Below are 17,810 nucleotides of genomic sequence, written 5' to 3' on the forward strand. Positions count from 1 at the left end.
ACAGGTGGCACGTTCGGGCGACGCGATCGGCCCTTGAGCGGATCACTTCGACGCATCGTCCCATGGGCCGGCACACAGCGTGACCTGACAATGACCGACATGACTATCGCCCCGCTCCGGGGTCGCTCGCACGAGGATTGCAACGCCCAGGGGATCCCGCGGGTCGACCTCTTCTGCCGCACCGATCAGCAGTTCCTGCCGCTCGCCAACGTCCCCGGCTGGGCCGGGGCGTCGGCGCTCGTCTCCTTCGGGATTCTGCTCGTGTCACTCGTGCTGGTCACCGCGCGAACCGGAACCGAGGTGCCGATCTTCGTGGCGGCCGCCGTCACCGGTCTTGCCCTGGTGGGTCTGCCGCTGCGAGGTCGATGGCCGGAGTGGCTCGTGGCCGGCTGCGCCTGGGCCGGGATCTGCGGGGCGGCTCTGGTGTCGTTCGACGGCCGGGGTGCGCGGTTGCACGCCACGGTCACGCTGGTGCTGGTCGTCGCCACCGGCGCCGTCTTCGCCGCCCGTTCGATGGCCGTCGCGATCAGCGGCCGGGCCCGGCATGTCCGGCCGGAGGTCAGGGCCGCCGTCCCGGCCGCCGTCCTGTCGGCTCTGGCATTCGGTGCCCTGGCGGTCCGGGCCGCCGCGACCGACCCGCCCTTCGGCGCGTTCAACGCCCTGCCCACCAGTCTGTCGACGGCCCTGCTGCTGATCGGTGTGTTCGCCGCCGCGGCCGCCGCCCTGCTCGTGGGCGGCATCGCGGCGCTCGCCGGCCTCCTGCACGTCGTCGGCGACGAGGACTGGCTGATTCCGGCCCCGGCACGGTTCCGGCCCCTGCCCCGGCCCGCCCCGCCGACGACGACGGCCGTGCGCGGCCGGGATCCGCTGAGCCAGATCACGCACGCGGTGGCCCGGTTCGTCGCGATTGCCGCGTACGCGGTGCTGGTCGCGCTCTCGGTGGTGGGCACCGTGCTGCTCCGGATCGTCCACACCGCCGCCGTCTTCCTGATCGGCGTGCTCAATTGGCTGCTTCAGTTCGCCGTGGCCTGCGCGACCTATCTGAAGGAGGCGGTGCTCATCCTCGCCGGGGCCGTCTGGAGTTCCCTGCGGCTGACCGTGGTGCCGGTCGCCGCGCTCGCGGTCGCCGCCCTGCTCAGCGTCCACTTCGCCACGACAGCGCTGCGCTATGTGACGAGCGGGGACCTCGTCGGCGTACCGGAGATGCTGGGTCTCGTGCTGGCCGCCGTGGTCGCGCTCGACGCCGCCTGGATCGCGGTGTCCCGGTTGGGTGGTGAGGCGATCGGGTCGGCGGTCCACTCGATCGGCCCGCTGTCCGCGTGGTCGCTGATCCTGGTGGCGCTCGGCGGCTGGGCGCTGTGGCTGCTGGGCCCGCTGGACCTCGGCCTGATCACGCTCGGCAGCACCGGGCTGCTCCTGCTCATCGCCGCCGTCGGCCTGTTCCGCCGGGCCGAGGTGCGAACGGCCGGCTGACGCGGTCAGCCGGCATCGGCGTCCGCGCCTGTCGCCCACAGACCCTTTCTGACGATCCGCGTCAACTCATGCTCGTCGCCGAGCGCCTCACGGCAGGTGGCAAGGGCCGGCCGCAATATCGCCACAGCGGCTTCACGGTCACCTCGCTGATACAAGCAATAGGCCAGGTTATTGGCCGAGGTGAGGGTGTCCGCGTGGTCTTCGCCGACCACGCGGCGCCGTATCGCCAGCACTCTCTCGAAGATCGGAAGAGCGCGGTCCAGGTCACCGACGGCCTGGTACGCGCCGGCGAGATTGTTGAGCGCCAGAAGCGCACCGGGGTGCTCGCGCCCCAGTACCCTTTGATAGTGGCCGGAAAGCTCCTCGTAGAGAGGTAGGGCGCGTTTCGCCTCGCCCGAATGAAGAAGGTCGAAGGCGAGAGTGTTCGTCGTCTCCAGGGTCTTCAGGTGTGCGTCACCCAGAGTCCGCCGGCGGCTGTCGACCGCCCGTTGCCGCAGCGGGATGGCGGACCGCAGGTCACCGGCAGCCTCGTGAAGCTCGGCCTGCAGCTCCGTCAGAGCCACGGTGCCAGGATGATCGACGCCATTCGCCTGCTCGGCGTGGGACAGCAACCATCTCGACAACTGGGTGGCGCGCTCGAGGTCGTCCGCCTCCCGGCAGGCGTCGACGAGGTTGCCGACTACGGTCACCGTGACCGGGTGACCATCACCCAGCTCGGCCCGACAGTGGGCAAGGGCCTGCTCGAGCAGCTGGACCGCGCGTTGATGATCGTCGGCCGACCGGTGGATCAGGGCGAGTCGCGTCGTCGCTCTGATGGTCTCTGGATGAGCGCCACCCAGCACGTTGCGAAGCTCACCGACCACTTCCTGTGAGGCGGTGACGGCTCGTTCGTATTGGCCGGTCACAGAGTAGGAAGCAGCCAGTAGGGAGATCGCCATGAGAGTGTCGGGATGGTGGGCACCGAGGGCGCGCCGGGACCGGGCGACGGCCTGCTCCCGCAGGACGACGGCCCGGGACACGTCACCGGCCGTCTCGTAGGCGCGGGCAAGGCTGCTCGTGATGCCGATGGCCTGGGGATGGTCGCCACCCAGGACCGAATCGCCAGCGGCGGCAGCGCGCTCGCACCACTCGATGCCCCGCTCGGTCTGTCCCGCGGATACGAGGGTCGCCCCGAGATTGTTCATGGAGAGGATGGTGTCTCGATGCTCATCGCCCAGCACCCGGCGCCGGCTGGCCAGCGCCTCCTCCAACATCGGCAGTGCGCGGCCGTAATCGCCGATCGCATCGTAGCTGTGGGCAAGGTTGTTCAGGATGTGAATGGTGCCGTTGTGGTCCTCGCCCCGCGTTCTCCGGCTCTTCTCCAGGATCTTCTCCTGGAGGGATATGGCAGCACCGACATGACCCAGCCCGCCGTACGCCTGCGCGAGGCTGCCCTCCGCGTTGATGGTGCTCGGATGGTCGGCGCCGAACGTCTGGTGATAGTCGGACACCGTCTGCTCGAGGAGAGGGACCGCGCGGCCGAAATCGCGCGACTTCACGTAACCAAGAGCGAGATTGTTCGTCGCCGCGAGAAGGCTCGCCTCGGCGCCCGTTCCGAAACGGCTGAAGATCTGCCGCGCCAGCTCCAGGAACGTGATGCTGGTGTCGAGAGATCCCTGGTCGCTCAGGAACACGCCGGCCCGATTCAGCCAGACGGCCTTGATCAGCGCGTCATTCCGGTCCAAGCTGCCGGGCCCACCTTGACTTGTGGCGGCCAGAGAGTGGGCGACGAGTGCGCTCAGATGAGGGATCAGCGCCCGCCAGCGTGGCCATCCGGACACCCCCTCGTCATCCGCCGGCAGGACCTGAAGGATCGCGTAGTTGGCGGCCGCGCTGGCGCTTTCGATGTCTTCCGCCTGGCGGTGCCGATCGCCGGCGTCCGGAGTGCGCGTGACGGCTTGAACGAGGCGGTGGACGCTGACGGTGTCGCTGCCGTGATCGATGCCGATCATGCTGTATGCGGCCAGCCGGCCGAGCGCGCGGCGGACGTTCACTTCACCGGCCGGATGAGCGTCCGTCAGGAAACGCGGGATCGCCTCCGGGGCGTACCAGGCCAGTGCTCGCAGGACTCTTTCCGGAAGGTCGTCGTTCTCTCTCACCAGAGCGTCAAGAGTGACCTGCCAGACCCGGGCTATGGTCCGTTCCTCGGGCCGGCCCTCGTCGGCGTCGCGGTACATGGCCGCGGGCTGCGCGGCCAGCAGGCGCAGATAGTCCTTCGCGCCGGTCCCGGTCTGGGCCATGTACGCCCCGGCCTGCTCGACGGCGAGGGGTAACGAACCCAGTTCCTCGCATACCGCGCCGGCATCCCGCGGATCAACGCTGACGCCACCCCGCCCGGCTATCGCCGTCAGCAGCACAGTCGCGGCGTCCAGTCCGATGCCGCTCAAGCCGGAAACGGCGACCGACTCCGGCCAGCCGGTGGCTCGCCGGCTGGTCAGAAGGATTCGGCCGGTGGTGTCGGGAGGCATTCGAGCCAACAGCCCGGCGATGTGCCGCGGATCGGTGACGTTGTCGAGAACAAGTAGCCATCGCTCGTGCGACGCCAGCCAGCGGATCGCATGTTCCCGCAGGGCCGGCTCCTTGAGAAAGCCGGAGACGCCCGCCTGCAGTGCCTCGGTCAGCCCGGCCAAGCCCGCGCTCAGGTTCCCCGGTGTGTCGGCGGTGATCCACCAGACCACCGAGAACGTCGCCGACCGTTGAGCCGCCCAGCGTGCGACGAGGGTGCTCTTGCCTATTCCGCCCAGCCCGTGCACCACCTGAGCGATCCGCCCGGCGCCGCCCGCGTCGAGCATCGTCAGCGCGGCGTCGCGTCCGACGAACAGGTCCGGCCGCATCGGCAGGTTGATCAACCCGGACGGTGCCGGGATGTTCTCCGGCGCCACGAGATATTCCGGCGGCAGGACGGTCGCGTTCTCGATCGACACCTGCGTGTTGATGGCGAAGGGGCCGGTGGAGATGATTCCCGAGTTGTCGCCCTCCACCGTGACGGCCGCGTCGACGGATCGGCGCCCTTTGCGCTGCCACGGGTTCACTTCTGCTGAGTATTCGACGCGTGGTCGCCGGTCGACAGGATTCCGTGATTGCTGCCGGTGAGGTGGATGGACGACGGCGGCGGCGGACTCTCCCGCCGGTCCTCCTGCGGTCGCCGCGCGACAGCGAGGGTGCCCGCGGTGATCATGAGACCGGCTATGCCGGCGAGCCAGCTGAGGTATTCGATGCCGTCGGAACCGAACAGCCATGAGGTCACGCCCACTGCGGCAACCGACACGATGCCGACGCCGATGATCACCCAACGTCGCAAGCTCATCACTGCATCATCGGTCACCGGGTCAATCGGCGCCAACGACACAGTCGGCTGACGGGCGGGCGCTCGGCCGAGCGCCCGCCCAGCGGATCAGCGCGACGCCCCCGCGCGGCGCTTCGTCCAGATGTCGAAGGCGACCGCGGCCAGCAGCACGGCGCCCTTGACCAGCATGACCTGTTCGGACTCGGCGCCGATCAGGGACATGCCGTTGTTGATGACACCCATGATCAGGCCACCGGTGATGGCGCCGACGACCTTGCCGACGCCGCCCTGGACCGCGGCGCCGCCGATGAAGGCCGCGGCGATCGCGTCCAGCTCGAACGAGTTGCCGGCCGTCGGGTTGGCCTGGTTGAGGCGGCCGGCGAAGATGATGCCGGCCAGCGCGGACAGCACGCCCATGTTGACGAAGATCCAGAAGATGACCGACTTGACCTTGACGCCGGAGAGCGTCGCCGCCTGCAGGTTGCCGCCGATGGCGTAGATCTGCCGGCCGAAGACGGCCCGGTTGGTCAGCACCGAGTAGCCGAGCACCAGCACGGCCAGCAGCACGAGCACCCACGGCAGGTTGCGGAAGCGGGCGAGCTGGACCACCACGAACATGACCAGGACGGCCGCCACCACGATCTTCGTGACGAACAGCGGGAACGGCTCGACGGCCTGGCCGTACTTCAGGCGGCCCGCGCGGGCGCGCCACTGCACGACCACGATGCCCACCACCGCGGCCACACCGACCAGCAGGCTCAGCAGGTCGGCGCCGCCGAGCGCGCCGAGACCGATGTTGCCGAGGTAGCCGTCGATGAAGCCGTTGGACAGGGTCCGCACCTCGTCCGGGAACGGGCCGATGCCCCGGTTGCCCAGGATCATCAGGGTGACCGCGCGGAACAGCAGCATGCCGGCCAGCGTCACGATGAAGGCCGGGATGCCGAAGTACGCCACCCAGTAGCCCTGCCACGCGCCGATGAGCCCGCCCACCACCAGCGTGATGAGGATGGCGAGCGGCCACGGCACGCTGTGCTCGACCATCAGCACCGCCGCCACGGCGCCACAGGCCGCCACGATGGAGCCCACCGACAGGTCGATGTGCCCAGCGATGATGATCAGGATCATGCCGATGGCGAGGATCAGGATGTACGAGTTCTGGACGATGATGTTGCTGATGTTCTGCGGGGCGAGCAGGTCGCCGCCGGTCAGAATCGTGAACAGCAGGATGATCGCCGCGAACGCGAAGTAGATCCCGCTCTGGCGAAGGTTGATCGAGAAGCCGGGACGGCCCTTGCGGTCGGGCACCGGCGGCGGCGCGTCGACCGAGAGGTCGGCGTTGGTCGGGGCGAGGCTGCTCACGAGGAAACCTCCTGCCCGGCGGTCATCAGGGTCATGAGGCCCTCCTGGGTGGCCTCGGCGCGCGGCACCTCGCCGGTGATCCGCCCCGCCGAGAGCGTATAGATGCGGTCGCAGAGTCCGAGCAGCTCGGGCAGCTCGGAGGAGATGACGAGCACGGCCTTGCCGGCGTCGGCGAGCTCGTTGATGATCGTGTAGATCTCGTACTTGGCGCCTACGTCGATGCCGCGGGTCGGCTCGTCGAGGATCAGCACGTCCGGGTCAGTGAAGATCCACTTCGCCAGGACGACCTTCTGCTGGTTGCCGCCCGAGAGCTTGCCCGTGATGCTCGAGACGCTGGGCGCCTTGATGTTCAGGCTCTTGCGGTAACCGTCGGCGACCTTGTACTCCTCGTTGTCGTCGACCCAGCCGCCCTTGGCGAGCCGGCTGAGCGCCGCCGCCGAGACGTTGCGCTTGATGTCCTCGATGAGGTTGAGGCCGTACCGTTTGCGGTCCTCCGTGGCGTACGCCAGGCCGTGCTCGATGGCCTCGCCGACGGACCGCAACTTGATCTCCTTGCCGTCCTTGATCAGGCGCCCGGAGATGTTCGTTCCGTAGGAACGGCCGAAGATGCTCATGGCGAGCTCGGTACGGCCGGCGCCCATCAGCCCGGCCAGCCCGACGATCTCGCCCCGGCGCAGCGACAGGTTGGCCCCTCGGACCAGGACGCGGCCGTGCTGGGTGGGGCTGTGCACGGTCCAGTCCTCGACCCGCAGGACCTCCTCACCGATGGTGGGCTCATGCGGCGGGAACCGGTTGTCGAGGTCGCGCCCGACCATGCCCGAGATGATCCGCTCCTCGGTCAGGCCCTCGGACGGCAGCGTGGTGATCGTGTGGCCGTCGCGCAGGATGGTCACCCGGTCGGCGATGTCGAGGACCTCGTTGAGCTTGTGCGAGATGATCACGCAGGTGATCCCCTCCTCGCGCAGCCCGCGGAGCAGCCCGAGCAGGTGGGCCGAGTCGTCGTCGTTGAGCGCCGCGGTCGGCTCGTCGAGGATCAGCAGCCGTACCTTCTTGGACAGTGCCTTGGCGATCTCGACCAGCTGCTGCTTGCCGACGCCGAGGTCGAGGACCGGGGTGGTTGGGTTCTCGGCCAGGCCGACCCGCTGCAGCAGCTCGGCCGCGGCGGCGTTGGTGCGGTTCCAGTCGATCATGCCGCGGGTGGCGAGCTCGTTGCCGAGGTAGATGTTCTCGGCGATCGAGAGGTTCGAGGCGAGCGCCAGCTCCTGGTGGATGATGACGATGCCCTTGTGCTCGCTGTCGCGGATGCCGCCGAACTGGCACGGCTCGCCGTCGAACTCGATCGCACCCTCGTACTCACCGTGGGGGTAGACGCCGGAAAGCACCTTCATCAAGGTGGACTTTCCGGCGCCGTTCTCCCCGCAGATCGCATGGATCTCGCCGCGGAGCACCTCGAGGTTGACGTCGTCGAGCGCGCGCACGCCCGGGAACGTCTTGGTGATGCCCCGCATCTGCAGGATGGTGTCACTCATGACCCGAGCTGGGCCTCGGTGTAGTAGCCGGTGTCGACGAGCTCCTTCTTGTAGTTGCCCTTGTCGACGATGACCGAGTCGAGCAGCTGCGCCGGGACGACCTTGACGCCGTTGTTGTAGTCCTTGTCGTTGTTGGTCGTCGGCTTGTTGCCCTTGAGCACCGCGTCGGCCATCTCGACGGTGGTCTTCGCCAGCTGGCGGGTGTCCTTGTAGATCGTCGAGTACTGCTCATTGGCGATGATCGACTTGACCGAGGCCGCCTCGGCGTCCTGACCGGTGACGATCGGGTACTTCTGCGCGGCCGTACCGTATCCGTTGCTCTTGAGAGCGGACAGGATGCCGATCGACAGGCCGTCGTAGGGCGAGAGCACGCCGTCGACCTTGGCGCCGTCCTTGTAGGTCGAGGTCAGCAGGTTCTCCATGCGCTCCTGGGCCACCTTCGGCTGCCAGCGCAGGATCGCGACGGTCTTGAAGTCGGTCTGCTTGCTCTTGACGACGATCGTGCCGTCGTCGAGGAACGGCTTGAGCACCTTCATGGCGCCGTTGAAGAAGAACGTGGCGTTGTTATCGTCGGGCGAGCCGGCGAACAGCTCGACGTTGAACGGGCCCTTGGCCGAGCCCTTCGAGCCGTCGGCGTTGAGCACCTTGAGTCCGGTCAGCAGCGAGGTGGCCTGCTGCACGCCGACCTTCTCGTTGTCGAACGTGGCGTAGTAGTCCACGTTCGGGCTGTTACGGATCAGGCGGTCGTAGGCGATGACCGGGATCTTGTTGGCCTTCGCGTTCTCCAGCTGCGTGGTGATCGCGGTGCCGTCGATCGAGGCGATGATCAGCAGCTTGGCGCCCTTGGTGATCTGGTTGTCGAGCTGCTGCGTCTGCGTCGGGATGTCGTCGCCGGCGTACTGGAGGTCGACCTTGTAGCCGAGGGCCTCGAGCTGCTTCTTGACGTTGTCGCCGTCGCTGATCCAGCGCTCCGAGGTCCGCGTCGGCATGGTCACGCCGATCAGCGCGCCCGCGTTGTCGCCGCCGGCACCGGCCTCTTTGTCGACGGTCTTCTCGGCCGAACCGCACGCGGTCAGGGCTGTCGCCAGCACGGCGGCGGAAACCACCGCACTCATCCTGGACAGTCTCATGCGGGGAACTCCTTCAATGAAATAACTCGCTCTTGAGGCGGGGGTGCGGTCGAGTGTGAACGCTCACATAGGAACATGTCAACCGTTCAAAGCAACGTTGCGGACACGAGGCCGAAACTTTGTTATCGATAACAGGTGGGTCTCGACGGGCGCGTTCCGGCGGCATTCGTGGTATCGCCGCCCGGCCGCCCGCGGGCCTCTAGGGTGGCCTTATGCGGTGGACCACCAAGGCCCGTATCCAGCGGTTCTGTGCCGCGGCGCCGGGCGGCGACCTGGCGTACCGGCAGATCCAGCGCCGTCTCGGGCGCCTCGCCGCCGACCCGTTCCGGCGCCTGCCGCAGCACGCCGCGATGATGCGCCGGCTCGACGGCCTGGGCCTGCGGCTCGACGGGATGCGCGTCCTGGAGATCGGCACCGGCCATCTGCCGATCGCGCCGGTCGCCATGCACCTCTGCGGCGCCCGCGAGATCGTCACCGTCGATCTGCACCGCCGCCTCCAGCCCGACCTGACCACCGAGATGCTGCACCGGATGGTCAAGGCCGAGGATCAAATTCTTTCCCTGTACGACGGCTTGGTCTCACCCATCACACTGCGAGCGCGACTGTCAGTGATCGCCGACCTGGCCGACCGCCCGCGCGAATTGTTCCGCCGGATCGGCATCCGCTATCTGGCCCCCGGCGACGCGTCCCGCATGCCGGACCCCGGCGGCAGCTTCGACCTGAGCTTCTCGATGACCGTACTCGAGCACGTCACGCCGCGCGCCCTGCGGGCCATCCTGGCCGAGTCGCGCCGCCTGCTCGGCCCGGCCGGTTTCGCCGCACACCTCATCGATCCGAGCGACCACTTCGCCCACCAGGACAGCGCGATCACCCGCATCAACTTCCTGCGCTACTCGGCGAAGCAGTGGATCCGCCTGGCCGGCAACGAGTACGCCTACTGCAACCGCCTGCGCGCCCCACAGCTGATCCGCATGTTCGCCGACGCCGGATTCGGCCTGGAGCGATGCGACCGCGTCGTCGACGCGGAGTCGAGGGCCGCACTGGACGGCGCGTTCCCCGTACACAAGGATTTCGCGGCTTTCGACCCGGTCGACCTGTGCACCACCGAGCTGACGGTCTACGCCCGCCCGAAGGTCTTCGCCGCGACCCCCGCGTAACCGTCGACGTCCTTGCCCGGCCCACCGTCGGGCCGCCACCGGGTCAGCGGGACCACCCCCGGCTCGACAAGCTCGAGCCCCTCGAAGAACGATTCAAAGTCAACGACCTCGCGCAGGTGGTACGGCACCGCGCCGCTCTCGTTGTACTGCCGGTGCGACTCGATGACGCGCTCGCTGGTCGCCGTGCCGTCCGACATGACCAGATAGCTGCCCGCCGGCAACCGCCCGACGAGCCCGCCGACGATGGCCCGGGCCGCCGCCGGGTCTTCGACGTGACCCATCACCCCGAGCATGAGCAGGGCAACCGGCCGCTCGAAGTCGAGGAAGGCCCCCGCCCGCCCGGCCACGGTGCCGGCGTCCCGCAGATCCCCCTCGACGAAGTGCACCTCGTCGCCGTGCAGCAGCTCGCGCGCGTGGGCGAGCACCAGCGGATCGTTGTCGACATAGACGGTCCGGCTGCCCGGCGCCACCAGCTCATGGGTGTTGCCGGCGGCCGGCAGCCCACTGCCGACGTCGAGGAACTGCCGCACCCCCCGCCCGTCGAGGAACCGGACCGCACGCCGCAGGAACGCCCGGGTCTCGCGCGCCGCGTCGACGATCTCGGGAAAGACGGCCCGCACCTGATCGCCGACCCGCCGGTCGACCGCGTAGTTGTCCTTGCCGCCGAGCCAGTAGTTCCAGACCCGTGCCGAATGGGGAACGCTGGTGTCCACTGTGTAGTCGCTCACCGCCCCAGTCTGGCACCGGGCTCAGGTGATCGTGTGCCCGTAAGTCTCCGCCAGACCGGTCAGTTCGGGCACCCCGAACTCCCGGACGAGCTCGTCGAACCGCTCTGCCTTGCCCGCACCGAACCGCCCCACACTCACCCGGTAGGTCGCCGCGCTCACGAAGACGGGCGGCGCCGTCTTGCTGTGGAACTTGTCGGCATACATGACGAGGGCCTCCTCCCCACTGCGCGGCACGTAGTCCCCCACCGGCAACGGCAGCCCCTGCCCCTCGATGTCCTCCCGGGTGATGCCCACCCCGGTGTGACACGAGCAGAACCGCCGCAAGGGCTCCGGAAACCCGGCCTCCCGCAACAGCTCGTGCCCGAGCACGCCGTGCCGCAGGTAGCTCTCCCCCGCCGCGAGCCGGTAGACCCCGATGTCGTGAAGGAGCGCCCCCGCGCGCACCAGAGCGACGTCGAACTCCCCTTCCCGCCCGCGCAGCAACTGCTCGGCCACCGCACACACGATCAGGCAGTGCGTATAGACAAGCTCGAACGCTTGCCGGCTCGGCGCATACCGCTCGTGCAGCGCCCGAATGCGCTCATCCGTGGGGATCTCCATGATCCCCGAACCTTAACCGCTAGCCGTTGCCCGGCTCCGCCACACTGCGGACAGGAGTGCCTAGGGGGTCGGAGATGCGAATCATGAGGTCCGCCGATGTCGCGCCAAGAGGGCTGGCCATGCTGGGCGGTCTGGCGATTGTCGCCGGCATCGGAACAGTCCTCCTGACGCCGGTTTTCCTCGGGCGGCTGTTCGGCGACGGCGGCGACTACTCGCGAATGAGTGATATCGGCCAGGCCTTCGGCGCCGCCTCGGCTCTGATCGCCGCCCTGTCACTGGGGGCGATCACGGCCGGCTCGCTGCTCAACGCCGCCAACTTCGCAACGAGCGGATACGGGCACTCGCCGACCGGACCGAGAATCTGGTTGAGCTCGCCATGGAGAAACCCGCCTATCGGCAGTGCTGGGGTGCACGGCTCGCTCCGGCCGGCATCGACGAAGACCTTTTCTACTACTGCTCCAGAGTTCTCATGACGTGGCGGGACGCCTGGGAGCTGCGTGATCTTTCGGAAGCGCAACTACGGCGCTTCCTGGTCAGATTCTTCGACGCGGAGATCCCCCGGACCTATTGGCGAACCAACGGTCACTGGCTCGAGTCGTCGACGGTGGGAAGAAGACGTGGCCAATTCTTCGCAATACTCACTCAGGAATATCTGCGGGCCGCTGAGGCCGGTCCGCCTGCCCGAAATCGTGAAAGCCGCGAACGGTCGCCATCGCCCGATCAATCGAGTTCGGCCGCCGCCGATCCGCCGCCGGACCGTAGGGTGGTGATCATGGACGCTGATCTGGACAACCGATACCTCGAGCGGGCGATCGAACTCGCCTGGGAGGCGCGCAAGCGGGGCGATCACCCCTTCGGGGCGCTGCTTCTGACGCCGGACGGGACGGTTCTCGAGGCTCGCAACAGCGTCGTCACCGGGGAGGACGCCACCGGGCACGCCGAGACCAACCTGGTGCGGCTGGCCGGGCGGCTTTCCTTCGAGGAGCGGTCGGGCAGCGTGCTCTACACCAGCACCGAGCCGTGTGCCATGTGTTCGGGGGCGATCTACTGGTCGGGGGTCGGACGGGTCGTCTTCGCGCTGTCCGAGGCCGACCTCGCCGGCATGGTCGAAGAGGAAGAGGGGATTCCCCCGCTGCGTCTGCCGTGCCGCGAGGTGTTCGCGCGGGGCGGCCGCGAGATCGTGGTGGACGGGCCGGTGCCCCTGCCCAGCGCCACCGCCGTGCACGACGGCTTCTGGAACTAGAGGATCGCTTCCCCGGTGAGGCCGTGGAAGCGCAGCAGGCGGCCGACCACCGGCAGGCAGCCCCGGACGCGCAGCCGGTTGCCGCTGTCGGCCACGGCCCGGATCACCACGCGGGCCGCGGCCGTGTCGGCGAAGCGCAGGCCGGTCAGGTCGACGATCGCCGTCTCGGCGGGTTCCAGGTCGGCGATCAGGCCGGCCAGCACCGATTCGAGCGCGTACCGGTTGGACATGTCGGCCTCGCCGGTCAGCTTGAGGCCGTACGGCTCCGCCGTGCGCCGGCAGCGCAATGACGACCCCGGGTCGAACGGCAGCAGCGGGCCGGCCGCGCCCGGATGGGCCAGGGCGAGCCGGCGCAGGGTCAACGGATCGAAGAGCCTTCGGTCGTACGCGCACACGCCGGCCACGAAACCGTCGACGAACACCTCGTTGATGCGGGCCTCGTACCACTCCAGCGACTCGGCGCCCGGCACCGCGCGGGACGCCCAGGACATGTCGCCGACCACGCGCAGGCCCTGGTAGCCCTCCTCGCGGGCCCGTTGCTTCTCGGACTGGAAATGGGCGACGGTGGCCTCGGCGTCGAACGAACCGCCGGACAGGTAGCTGCCCTCCGGGGTCTCGGCCACCAGCTGACCGGTGGCCAGCGCGTTACGGGCGGCCCCGTTGCGCTCGGCGAGCCCCTCCACGACCCGGTGCGGCTCGGGGCCGAGGTAGCAGACCTTCTGGCGTGAGCGCAGGCCGGACGCCAGAACGTCGACGACCGCGTCCAGCCGTACGGCGTCGTCGTCGACGGTCCAGCAGACGTGGTCGCCGAGTTCGAGCTGATCAAGCACTTTCAGCCCGCCCACGCGCGACACCCCCTCAGGTCCGCGCCGCTCCCCCTCGTCGCGAAGTGTCGTTCACCGTACGCTACGAAACGTCACCAGTGTGTGACCCGTACGGGTGAAGTTGCGGTCTGAGGGGTTTAGGTGGTCGCTACCCAGGAAGGGTGGGATTCGGCGAACTGGGCCACCGTGTCGTTCTTGGCCGCCCGGAGCAGCTCCAGACTGTCGTCGCTGAGCAGCTGGACGCTGCCCACGCCGGGTATCGACTCGCTGTTGAACTTGCCGTCGTTCGTCTTCAGGGTGACCAGGTCGTTCGGGTTGACGCCGCGCATCGCGAACACCCAGTCCTCGAGCGAGATGCCGCCCGAGTCGACGGTGACCGCCTTGCCGATGGCGCCGAGCAGGCCGGGCAGCTTGGTCGGCGAGTTCAGGCCGTCCTTGACCGTCTGCTGCACGACCGCCTTGAGGAACTGCTGCTGGTGGCGCTGCCGGCCGTAGTCGAAGTCGTTGTTGGCGAGCAGGTCGCGCTGCCGGACGAAGTCGAGCGCCTCGGTCGGGGTGAAGCAGTGGTTGCCCTTGGCGTAGAAGTTCGCCGTCACGCCCTTGATCTTGTGGTTGAGGGTGCCGTCGGGGTTGATTTTGTACGGCGCGGCCTGTTTGCCGTCCGCCGTGTGGCCGATGTGGATCGACGTGGTGTCCTCGTCGACGTACATGCAGACCTTGCCCAGAACGTTGACGATCTGCTGGAAGCCCTCGAAGTCGATGATCGCGCCGGCGTCGGGCGTGATCCCGGTCAGCTTCTTGATGGTGAGCGACAGCAGCTCGAAGCCGTGCGAGAGCGCCGCATTACCCGTCAGACCCCTGCTGCCGTACGCGAAAGCGGCATTGATCTTGTTTTTGCCGCCGGCGTATTTCTGGGCGCCGTTGTCGTAGGCCGGGATCGGCACGTAGCTGTCGCGGGGCAGCGAGATCAGATAGGCGCTTTTGTGGTCGGCGCCGATGTGCATGAGGATGATCGAGTCGGAGCGGGTGGGCTCACCGGGCTTGGCCGAGGCGCGCTGGTCGATGCCGACGAGCAGGATGTTCTTGGCGCCGGTGACCGACGCGTGTTTCTCGGTCTCGACCGTGGTCGACGACCCGAGCAGGTTCTCCTGCTTGATCGATTTCGTGGCCGCGCTGACCGTGGCCTGCAGCGCGACGACCGACCCGCCGCCCACGATCATGAGCAGGGCCCCGAAGCCGACGCACAGCCGGGCCCACCGGGGGCTCTTCTTCTTCCGCACGATCAAGCCTCCCTCGCCTTCATCAAAAGCCCATGGAAGTTCGCTGCTGAGTTGCTGAGATCACCCCTGGCATTCACCGAGGCTCCCTAATGTCCGGTTTTCCGCCTCTCCCAGCCCTCGTAAGCAGGTCGCCATGTCCTCACAGCCGGACGTCAGCGTCGTCATCCCGACGCGCAACCGCCCGGAGCTCGCCGTGCGCGCCGTGCAGAGCGCGCTCGGGCAGACGCACCGCGACCTCGAGGTCATCGTCGTCATCGACGGCCCGGACCCGTTGAGCGAGGCCGCGCTGGCCGACGTCAGCGACGAGCGCCTGCGCGTCATCGTGCTGCCGGAGAGCGGAAAGGCGCCGAACGCCCGCAACCAGGGCGTCAACAACGCGCGGGGCCGGTGGGTGGCCCTGCTCGACGACGACGACGAGTGGCTGCCGGCCAAGCTGGAGACGCAGCTGGCCCTCGCGGCGACCTCGAAGCTGGCCTCCCCCATCGTCGCGACCAGGATGATCAGCCGCACCCCCCGGGCCGACTCGGTGATGCCGCGGCGCCTGCCCGAGGACGGCGAGCCGCTCAGCGAATATCTGACCGTGCGGCGGGGCCTGTTCTACGGCGACGGCTTCATCCAGACCTCGACCATCATGGCCCCCACCGAGTTGCTGAAGCGGGTGCCGTTCACGGTCGGTCTGCGGCGCCAGCAGGAGCTCGACTGGACGCTGCGCGCCCTCCAGCACGAGGACGTCGAGCTGCTGTACGCCCCCGAGGCGCTGGTGCTGTGGCACCAGGACGAGAACCGGGAGCGGATCAGCCTGCAGAACCCGTGGGAGGAACAGCTGGAATGGCTGCGCGCCAGCCGCGATCTGTTCACCCCGCGGGCGTACGCTGCCTTCACGATGAGCGTCCTCAGCTCCATGGCCGCGCCGACCCGCAGCACCAAGGTCTTCCGCGAGCTCCTCGACGAGGCCCGCTCGAACGGCCGCCCCGGCGCCATCGACTACGTGACGTACCTCCAGATCTGGGCGCTGCCCCCGTCCGTACGTCACCGCCTGCGCGACGCCATCCTCGGCCGTAAGACGGCCGATGCCTGAGAAGAGAGTCGCCGTCTGGCGCAGCGCCATGCTGCCGGCCTCGGAGACCTTCATCCGCAACCAGGCCGACAACCTGACCCGCTGGCAGCCCGTCTACGTGGGCGCCACGAAAGTCGAGTCGATCCTGTCCCGCGACACCGACCTGATCGCCTACCCCTCCCCGGAGGACAGCCGCACGTTCCTGCGCCTGCGCCTGACCGGCAGCTCCCCCCGCCTGCGCCTGCTCCTGGCCGGCGCGAGGCCCGACCTGGTGCACGCCCACTTCGGCGGCGACGGCTGGCTGGTCTCGGGCGAGACGAAGCGCATCGGCGTCCCCCTGGTGGTCACCCTGCACGGCCACGACGTGACCCGCCAGCCGCAGAGCTCAGGCGCGCATGGCCTGCGCTACCGCCGCAACCTGCGCTCGGTGTTCCAGCGCGCCGACCTGCTGATCGCGGTGTCGGAGGTGATCCGCCAGAAGGCGATCGGCTGGGGCGCCGACCCGGCGAAGGTCCGCGTCCACCACACCGGCGTCCCGGTCCCCGGCGAGGTTCCGGTGGCCGAGAAGAAGTGGGACGTGGCCTTCGTGGGCCGCTTCGTCGAGAAGAAGGGCGCCGACGACCTGATCGCCGCCCTCGCCGCGCTCGGCCCGGCCAGGGCGGTGCTGATCGGCGACGGCCCGTTGCTTCCGGAGATTCGGTCGTACGCCGCCAGAAGCGGCACAGACGCAACGTTCACGGGCGCCCGGCCCGCGTCCGAGGTCTACCGCCTGCTGGCCGAGTCACGCGTGCTGGCCGCCCCGTCCAAGACCGCCGCCGACGGCGACACCGAGGGCCTGCCGACCACGATCGTGGAGGCCGCGGCCCTGGGCCTGCCGGTGGTATCGACGGTGCACAGCGGCATCCTCGAGGCCGTCATCGACGGCGAGACGGGCCTGCTCGGCCCCGAGGGCGACCGCGAGGCCCTGACGGCGAACCTGCGCAAGCTCCTGGACGACCCAGCCTTGCGCGACACGATGGGCCGGCGGGCCCGAGCTCACGCCGTCGACAACTTCAACGTGGCCACCCAGTCCCGCCGCCTCGAGGACCTCTACGACTCGCTGGTGTAGCGATTACAATGATTGCACTCTGATTCGTTGGGGTGATCATTAGTGGACGCGATATTCGATCAACTTCCCGCAATGATCGGCGTATTGGTCGGCAGCGTGGCCACCTTTCTCGGAACATCGGCAGTCGGACGTGCTCAATGGCGGCGTGAACGACAGGCGCGTTGGACGACGATGCAGTTGGCGGCGTATACCGAGCACGCTCACGCCGTCAAGAAGATGACCGATCTCGCACGGGCCGTCGCCGCACATCAAGGTTGGGACGATCTCGCGGACCCGTTGGCGCCGGAGATCGGCGTGCCCAGGCTGGTCGCCGCCGAGCTCGACCGGTCGGCGAAATGGGAAACCGTGCTGCTGGTGGGCGACCCCGCAGTCGTCGAGGCCGGGCAAAAATGGAAAGAATGCGTTTGGCGGCTGGAGTGGTTCGCCCGGGGCCGATTGAGCGGTCACGCCGACTGGGCCGAAGCATTGACGGCGACAGGAGACGCCAAGCACGAATATTACAACGTGGTCCGCCAGTCGATAGGCACGCCCGGCGGTGACCTGAACCGCGTCGGACGAGCGCCGTGGATCGACAAGGAATTGAGCCCTGCTCCAGCGACGAACGCTCTGGCATCCGATGACGCTCGACCGTCCTAGACTTGAGAGATGGTCCGGGACGAGTTGCTGCGGCTGCGGGCGAGCGCCGAGGCCGAGGCGGCGACGCTGGCCCGCGACTTGGAGGCGCTGTTCGCGGCGTCGCGCGACTCGAACGCCGACGACGAGCACGATCCGGAGGGCGCGACGATCGGGTTCGAACGCGCCCAGCTGACCGCACTGCTGGGCGCCGCCCGGGAACGGCTCGCCGAGGTCGACGACGCGCTGCGCCGGGTCGACGAGGGGACCTACGGGGTCTGTGAGCGCTGCGGAAAGCCGATCGCCGCGGAACGACTCGCGGCGCGGCCGTTCGCACGGTTCTGCATCAGCTGCGCTTAAACTCGCGCGAACTGGTGGCAGGAAA

16 protein-coding genes and 1 pseudogene are annotated in these 17,810 nt (G+C 68.5%); 8 read left to right on the forward strand and 9 right to left on the reverse strand.

Annotation, left to right across the window (positions count from 1 at the left end; genetic code table 11):
* Window positions 1-99: 99 nt before the first annotated feature.
* The gene (locus ACQP2X_RS25845) at window positions 100-1,473 is read left to right on the forward strand and encodes a hypothetical protein (RefSeq protein ID WP_498686165.1); all 1,374 of its coding nucleotides are present in this window, start codon (window positions 100-102) and stop codon (window positions 1,471-1,473) included.
* Between the two features lie 5 nt (window positions 1,474-1,478).
* Here ACQP2X_RS25845 and fxsT read toward each other — a convergent pair whose 3' ends face one another.
* From fxsT to chvE, 5 genes are all read right to left on the reverse strand, one after another.
* Window positions 1,479-4,544, reverse strand: coding sequence for an FxSxx-COOH system tetratricopeptide repeat protein (gene fxsT / locus ACQP2X_RS25850; protein ID WP_498686167.1), 3,066 nt, complete (start codon window positions 4,542-4,544; stop codon window positions 1,479-1,481).
* Entirely contained in the window at window positions 4,541-4,819 is a 279-nt protein-coding gene (locus ACQP2X_RS25855; RefSeq protein WP_498686169.1) for a hypothetical protein, read from the reverse strand. The genes fxsT and ACQP2X_RS25855 overlap by 4 nt, the downstream gene beginning before the upstream one ends.
* A gap of 87 nt (window positions 4,820-4,906) precedes the next feature.
* Window positions 4,907-6,157, reverse strand: a complete 1,251-nt coding sequence (gene mmsB / locus ACQP2X_RS25860) for a multiple monosaccharide ABC transporter permease (RefSeq protein WP_498686172.1) — start codon at window positions 6,155-6,157, stop codon at window positions 4,907-4,909.
* The gene (mmsA, locus tag ACQP2X_RS25865; RefSeq protein ID WP_498686173.1) at window positions 6,154-7,686 is read right to left on the reverse strand and encodes a multiple monosaccharide ABC transporter ATP-binding protein; all 1,533 of its coding nucleotides are present in this window, start codon (window positions 7,684-7,686) and stop codon (window positions 6,154-6,156) included. Before mmsA ends, mmsB begins: the two co-directional genes overlap by 4 nt.
* Window positions 7,683-8,816: a multiple monosaccharide ABC transporter substrate-binding protein gene (gene chvE / locus ACQP2X_RS25870; RefSeq protein ID WP_498686175.1), complete on the reverse strand. Its 1,134-nt coding sequence runs from the start codon at window positions 8,814-8,816 to the stop codon at window positions 7,683-7,685. Before chvE ends, mmsA begins: the two co-directional genes overlap by 4 nt.
* Window positions 8,817-9,028: 212 nt before the next feature.
* Here chvE and ACQP2X_RS25875 point away from each other — a divergent pair, with 212 nt between their 5' ends.
* Window positions 9,029-9,973, forward strand: coding sequence for a methyltransferase domain-containing protein (locus tag ACQP2X_RS25875; RefSeq protein WP_498686177.1), 945 nt, complete (start codon window positions 9,029-9,031; stop codon window positions 9,971-9,973).
* Here ACQP2X_RS25875 and ACQP2X_RS25880 read toward each other — a convergent pair.
* Both ACQP2X_RS25880 and ACQP2X_RS25885 read right to left on the reverse strand, forming a co-directional pair.
* Window positions 9,934-10,701 carry an SAM-dependent methyltransferase gene (locus ACQP2X_RS25880; protein WP_498686179.1) on the reverse strand — a complete coding sequence of 256 codons (768 nt, stop codon included), beginning with the start codon at window positions 10,699-10,701 and terminating at the stop codon, window positions 9,934-9,936. The genes ACQP2X_RS25875 and ACQP2X_RS25880 overlap by 40 nt on opposite strands.
* Window positions 10,702-10,722: 21 nt before the next feature.
* A complete protein-coding gene (locus ACQP2X_RS25885) occupies window positions 10,723-11,301 on the reverse strand; it encodes an HDIG domain-containing metalloprotein (protein WP_498686181.1) in 579 nt (192 codons plus the stop codon).
* Between the two features lie 331 nt (window positions 11,302-11,632).
* Between ACQP2X_RS25885 and ACQP2X_RS25890 the strand changes: the two are divergent.
* A pseudogene (locus tag ACQP2X_RS25890) lies at window positions 11,633-11,941 on the forward strand (DUF6082 family protein); the annotation flags it as partial.
* 132 nt (window positions 11,942-12,073) lie between these two features.
* On the forward strand, window positions 12,074-12,544 hold the full coding sequence (locus ACQP2X_RS25895) for a nucleoside deaminase (RefSeq protein ID WP_498686183.1): 471 nt from the start codon (window positions 12,074-12,076) through the stop codon (window positions 12,542-12,544).
* On the opposite strand, the gene ACQP2X_RS25900 is transcribed toward ACQP2X_RS25895, so the two are convergent.
* A complete protein-coding gene (locus ACQP2X_RS25900; protein ID WP_498686185.1) occupies window positions 12,541-13,389 on the reverse strand; it encodes an MEDS domain-containing protein in 849 nt (282 codons plus the stop codon). The two genes, ACQP2X_RS25895 and ACQP2X_RS25900, sit on opposite strands and share 4 nt — an antisense overlap.
* A gap of 116 nt (window positions 13,390-13,505) precedes the next feature.
* Complete coding sequence (locus ACQP2X_RS25905) at window positions 13,506-14,648, reverse strand: LCP family protein (RefSeq protein WP_498686187.1); 1,143 nt, start codon at window positions 14,646-14,648, stop codon at window positions 13,506-13,508.
* Window positions 14,649-14,781: 133 nt separating this feature from the next.
* Here ACQP2X_RS25905 and ACQP2X_RS25910 point away from each other — a divergent pair, with 133 nt between their 5' ends.
* The 4 genes from ACQP2X_RS25910 to ACQP2X_RS25925 are packed head-to-tail and all read left to right on the forward strand — an operon-like array spanning window position 14,782 to window position 17,785.
* Complete coding sequence (locus ACQP2X_RS25910; protein ID WP_498686191.1) at window positions 14,782-15,726, forward strand: glycosyltransferase family 2 protein; 945 nt, start codon at window positions 14,782-14,784, stop codon at window positions 15,724-15,726.
* Complete coding sequence (locus ACQP2X_RS25915; RefSeq protein WP_498686193.1) at window positions 15,719-16,813, forward strand: glycosyltransferase; 1,095 nt, start codon at window positions 15,719-15,721, stop codon at window positions 16,811-16,813. Before ACQP2X_RS25910 ends, ACQP2X_RS25915 begins: the two co-directional genes overlap by 8 nt.
* A 42-nt stretch (window positions 16,814-16,855) precedes the next feature.
* Window positions 16,856-17,449, forward strand: coding sequence for a hypothetical protein (locus ACQP2X_RS25920; RefSeq protein ID WP_498686195.1), 594 nt, complete (start codon window positions 16,856-16,858; stop codon window positions 17,447-17,449).
* A gap of 9 nt (window positions 17,450-17,458) precedes the next feature.
* Complete coding sequence (locus ACQP2X_RS25925) at window positions 17,459-17,785, forward strand: TraR/DksA family transcriptional regulator (protein ID WP_498686196.1); 327 nt, start codon at window positions 17,459-17,461, stop codon at window positions 17,783-17,785.
* Window positions 17,786-17,810 lie beyond the last annotated feature (25 nt).

This window comes from Actinoplanes sp. CA-131856, assembly GCF_050956135.1.
Lineage (GTDB): Bacteria > Actinomycetota > Actinomycetes > Mycobacteriales > Micromonosporaceae > Actinoplanes.

Coding starts and splice junctions, on each gene's coding strand:
- ACQP2X_RS25845 (WP_498686165.1), top strand. CDS start 100: ATGACTATCGCCCCGCTCCGGGGTCGCTCGCACGAGGATTGCAACGCC.
- ACQP2X_RS25855 (WP_498686169.1), bottom strand. CDS start 4,819: ATGAGCTTGCGACGTTGGGTGATCATCGGCGTCGGCATCGTGTCGGTT.
- mmsA (WP_498686173.1), bottom strand. CDS start 7,686: ATGAGTGACACCATCCTGCAGATGCGGGGCATCACCAAGACGTTCCCG.
- chvE (WP_498686175.1), bottom strand. CDS start 8,816: ATGAGACTGTCCAGGATGAGTGCGGTGGTTTCCGCCGCCGTGCTGGCG.
- ACQP2X_RS25875 (WP_498686177.1), top strand. CDS start 9,029: ATGCGGTGGACCACCAAGGCCCGTATCCAGCGGTTCTGTGCCGCGGCG.
- ACQP2X_RS25885 (WP_498686181.1), bottom strand. CDS start 11,301: ATGGAGATCCCCACGGATGAGCGCATTCGGGCGCTGCACGAGCGGTAT.
- ACQP2X_RS25895 (WP_498686183.1), top strand. CDS start 12,074: ATGGACGCTGATCTGGACAACCGATACCTCGAGCGGGCGATCGAACTC.
- ACQP2X_RS25910 (WP_498686191.1), top strand. CDS start 14,782: ATGTCCTCACAGCCGGACGTCAGCGTCGTCATCCCGACGCGCAACCGC.
- ACQP2X_RS25915 (WP_498686193.1), top strand. CDS start 15,719: ATGCCTGAGAAGAGAGTCGCCGTCTGGCGCAGCGCCATGCTGCCGGCC.
- ACQP2X_RS25925 (WP_498686196.1), top strand. CDS start 17,459: ATGGTCCGGGACGAGTTGCTGCGGCTGCGGGCGAGCGCCGAGGCCGAG.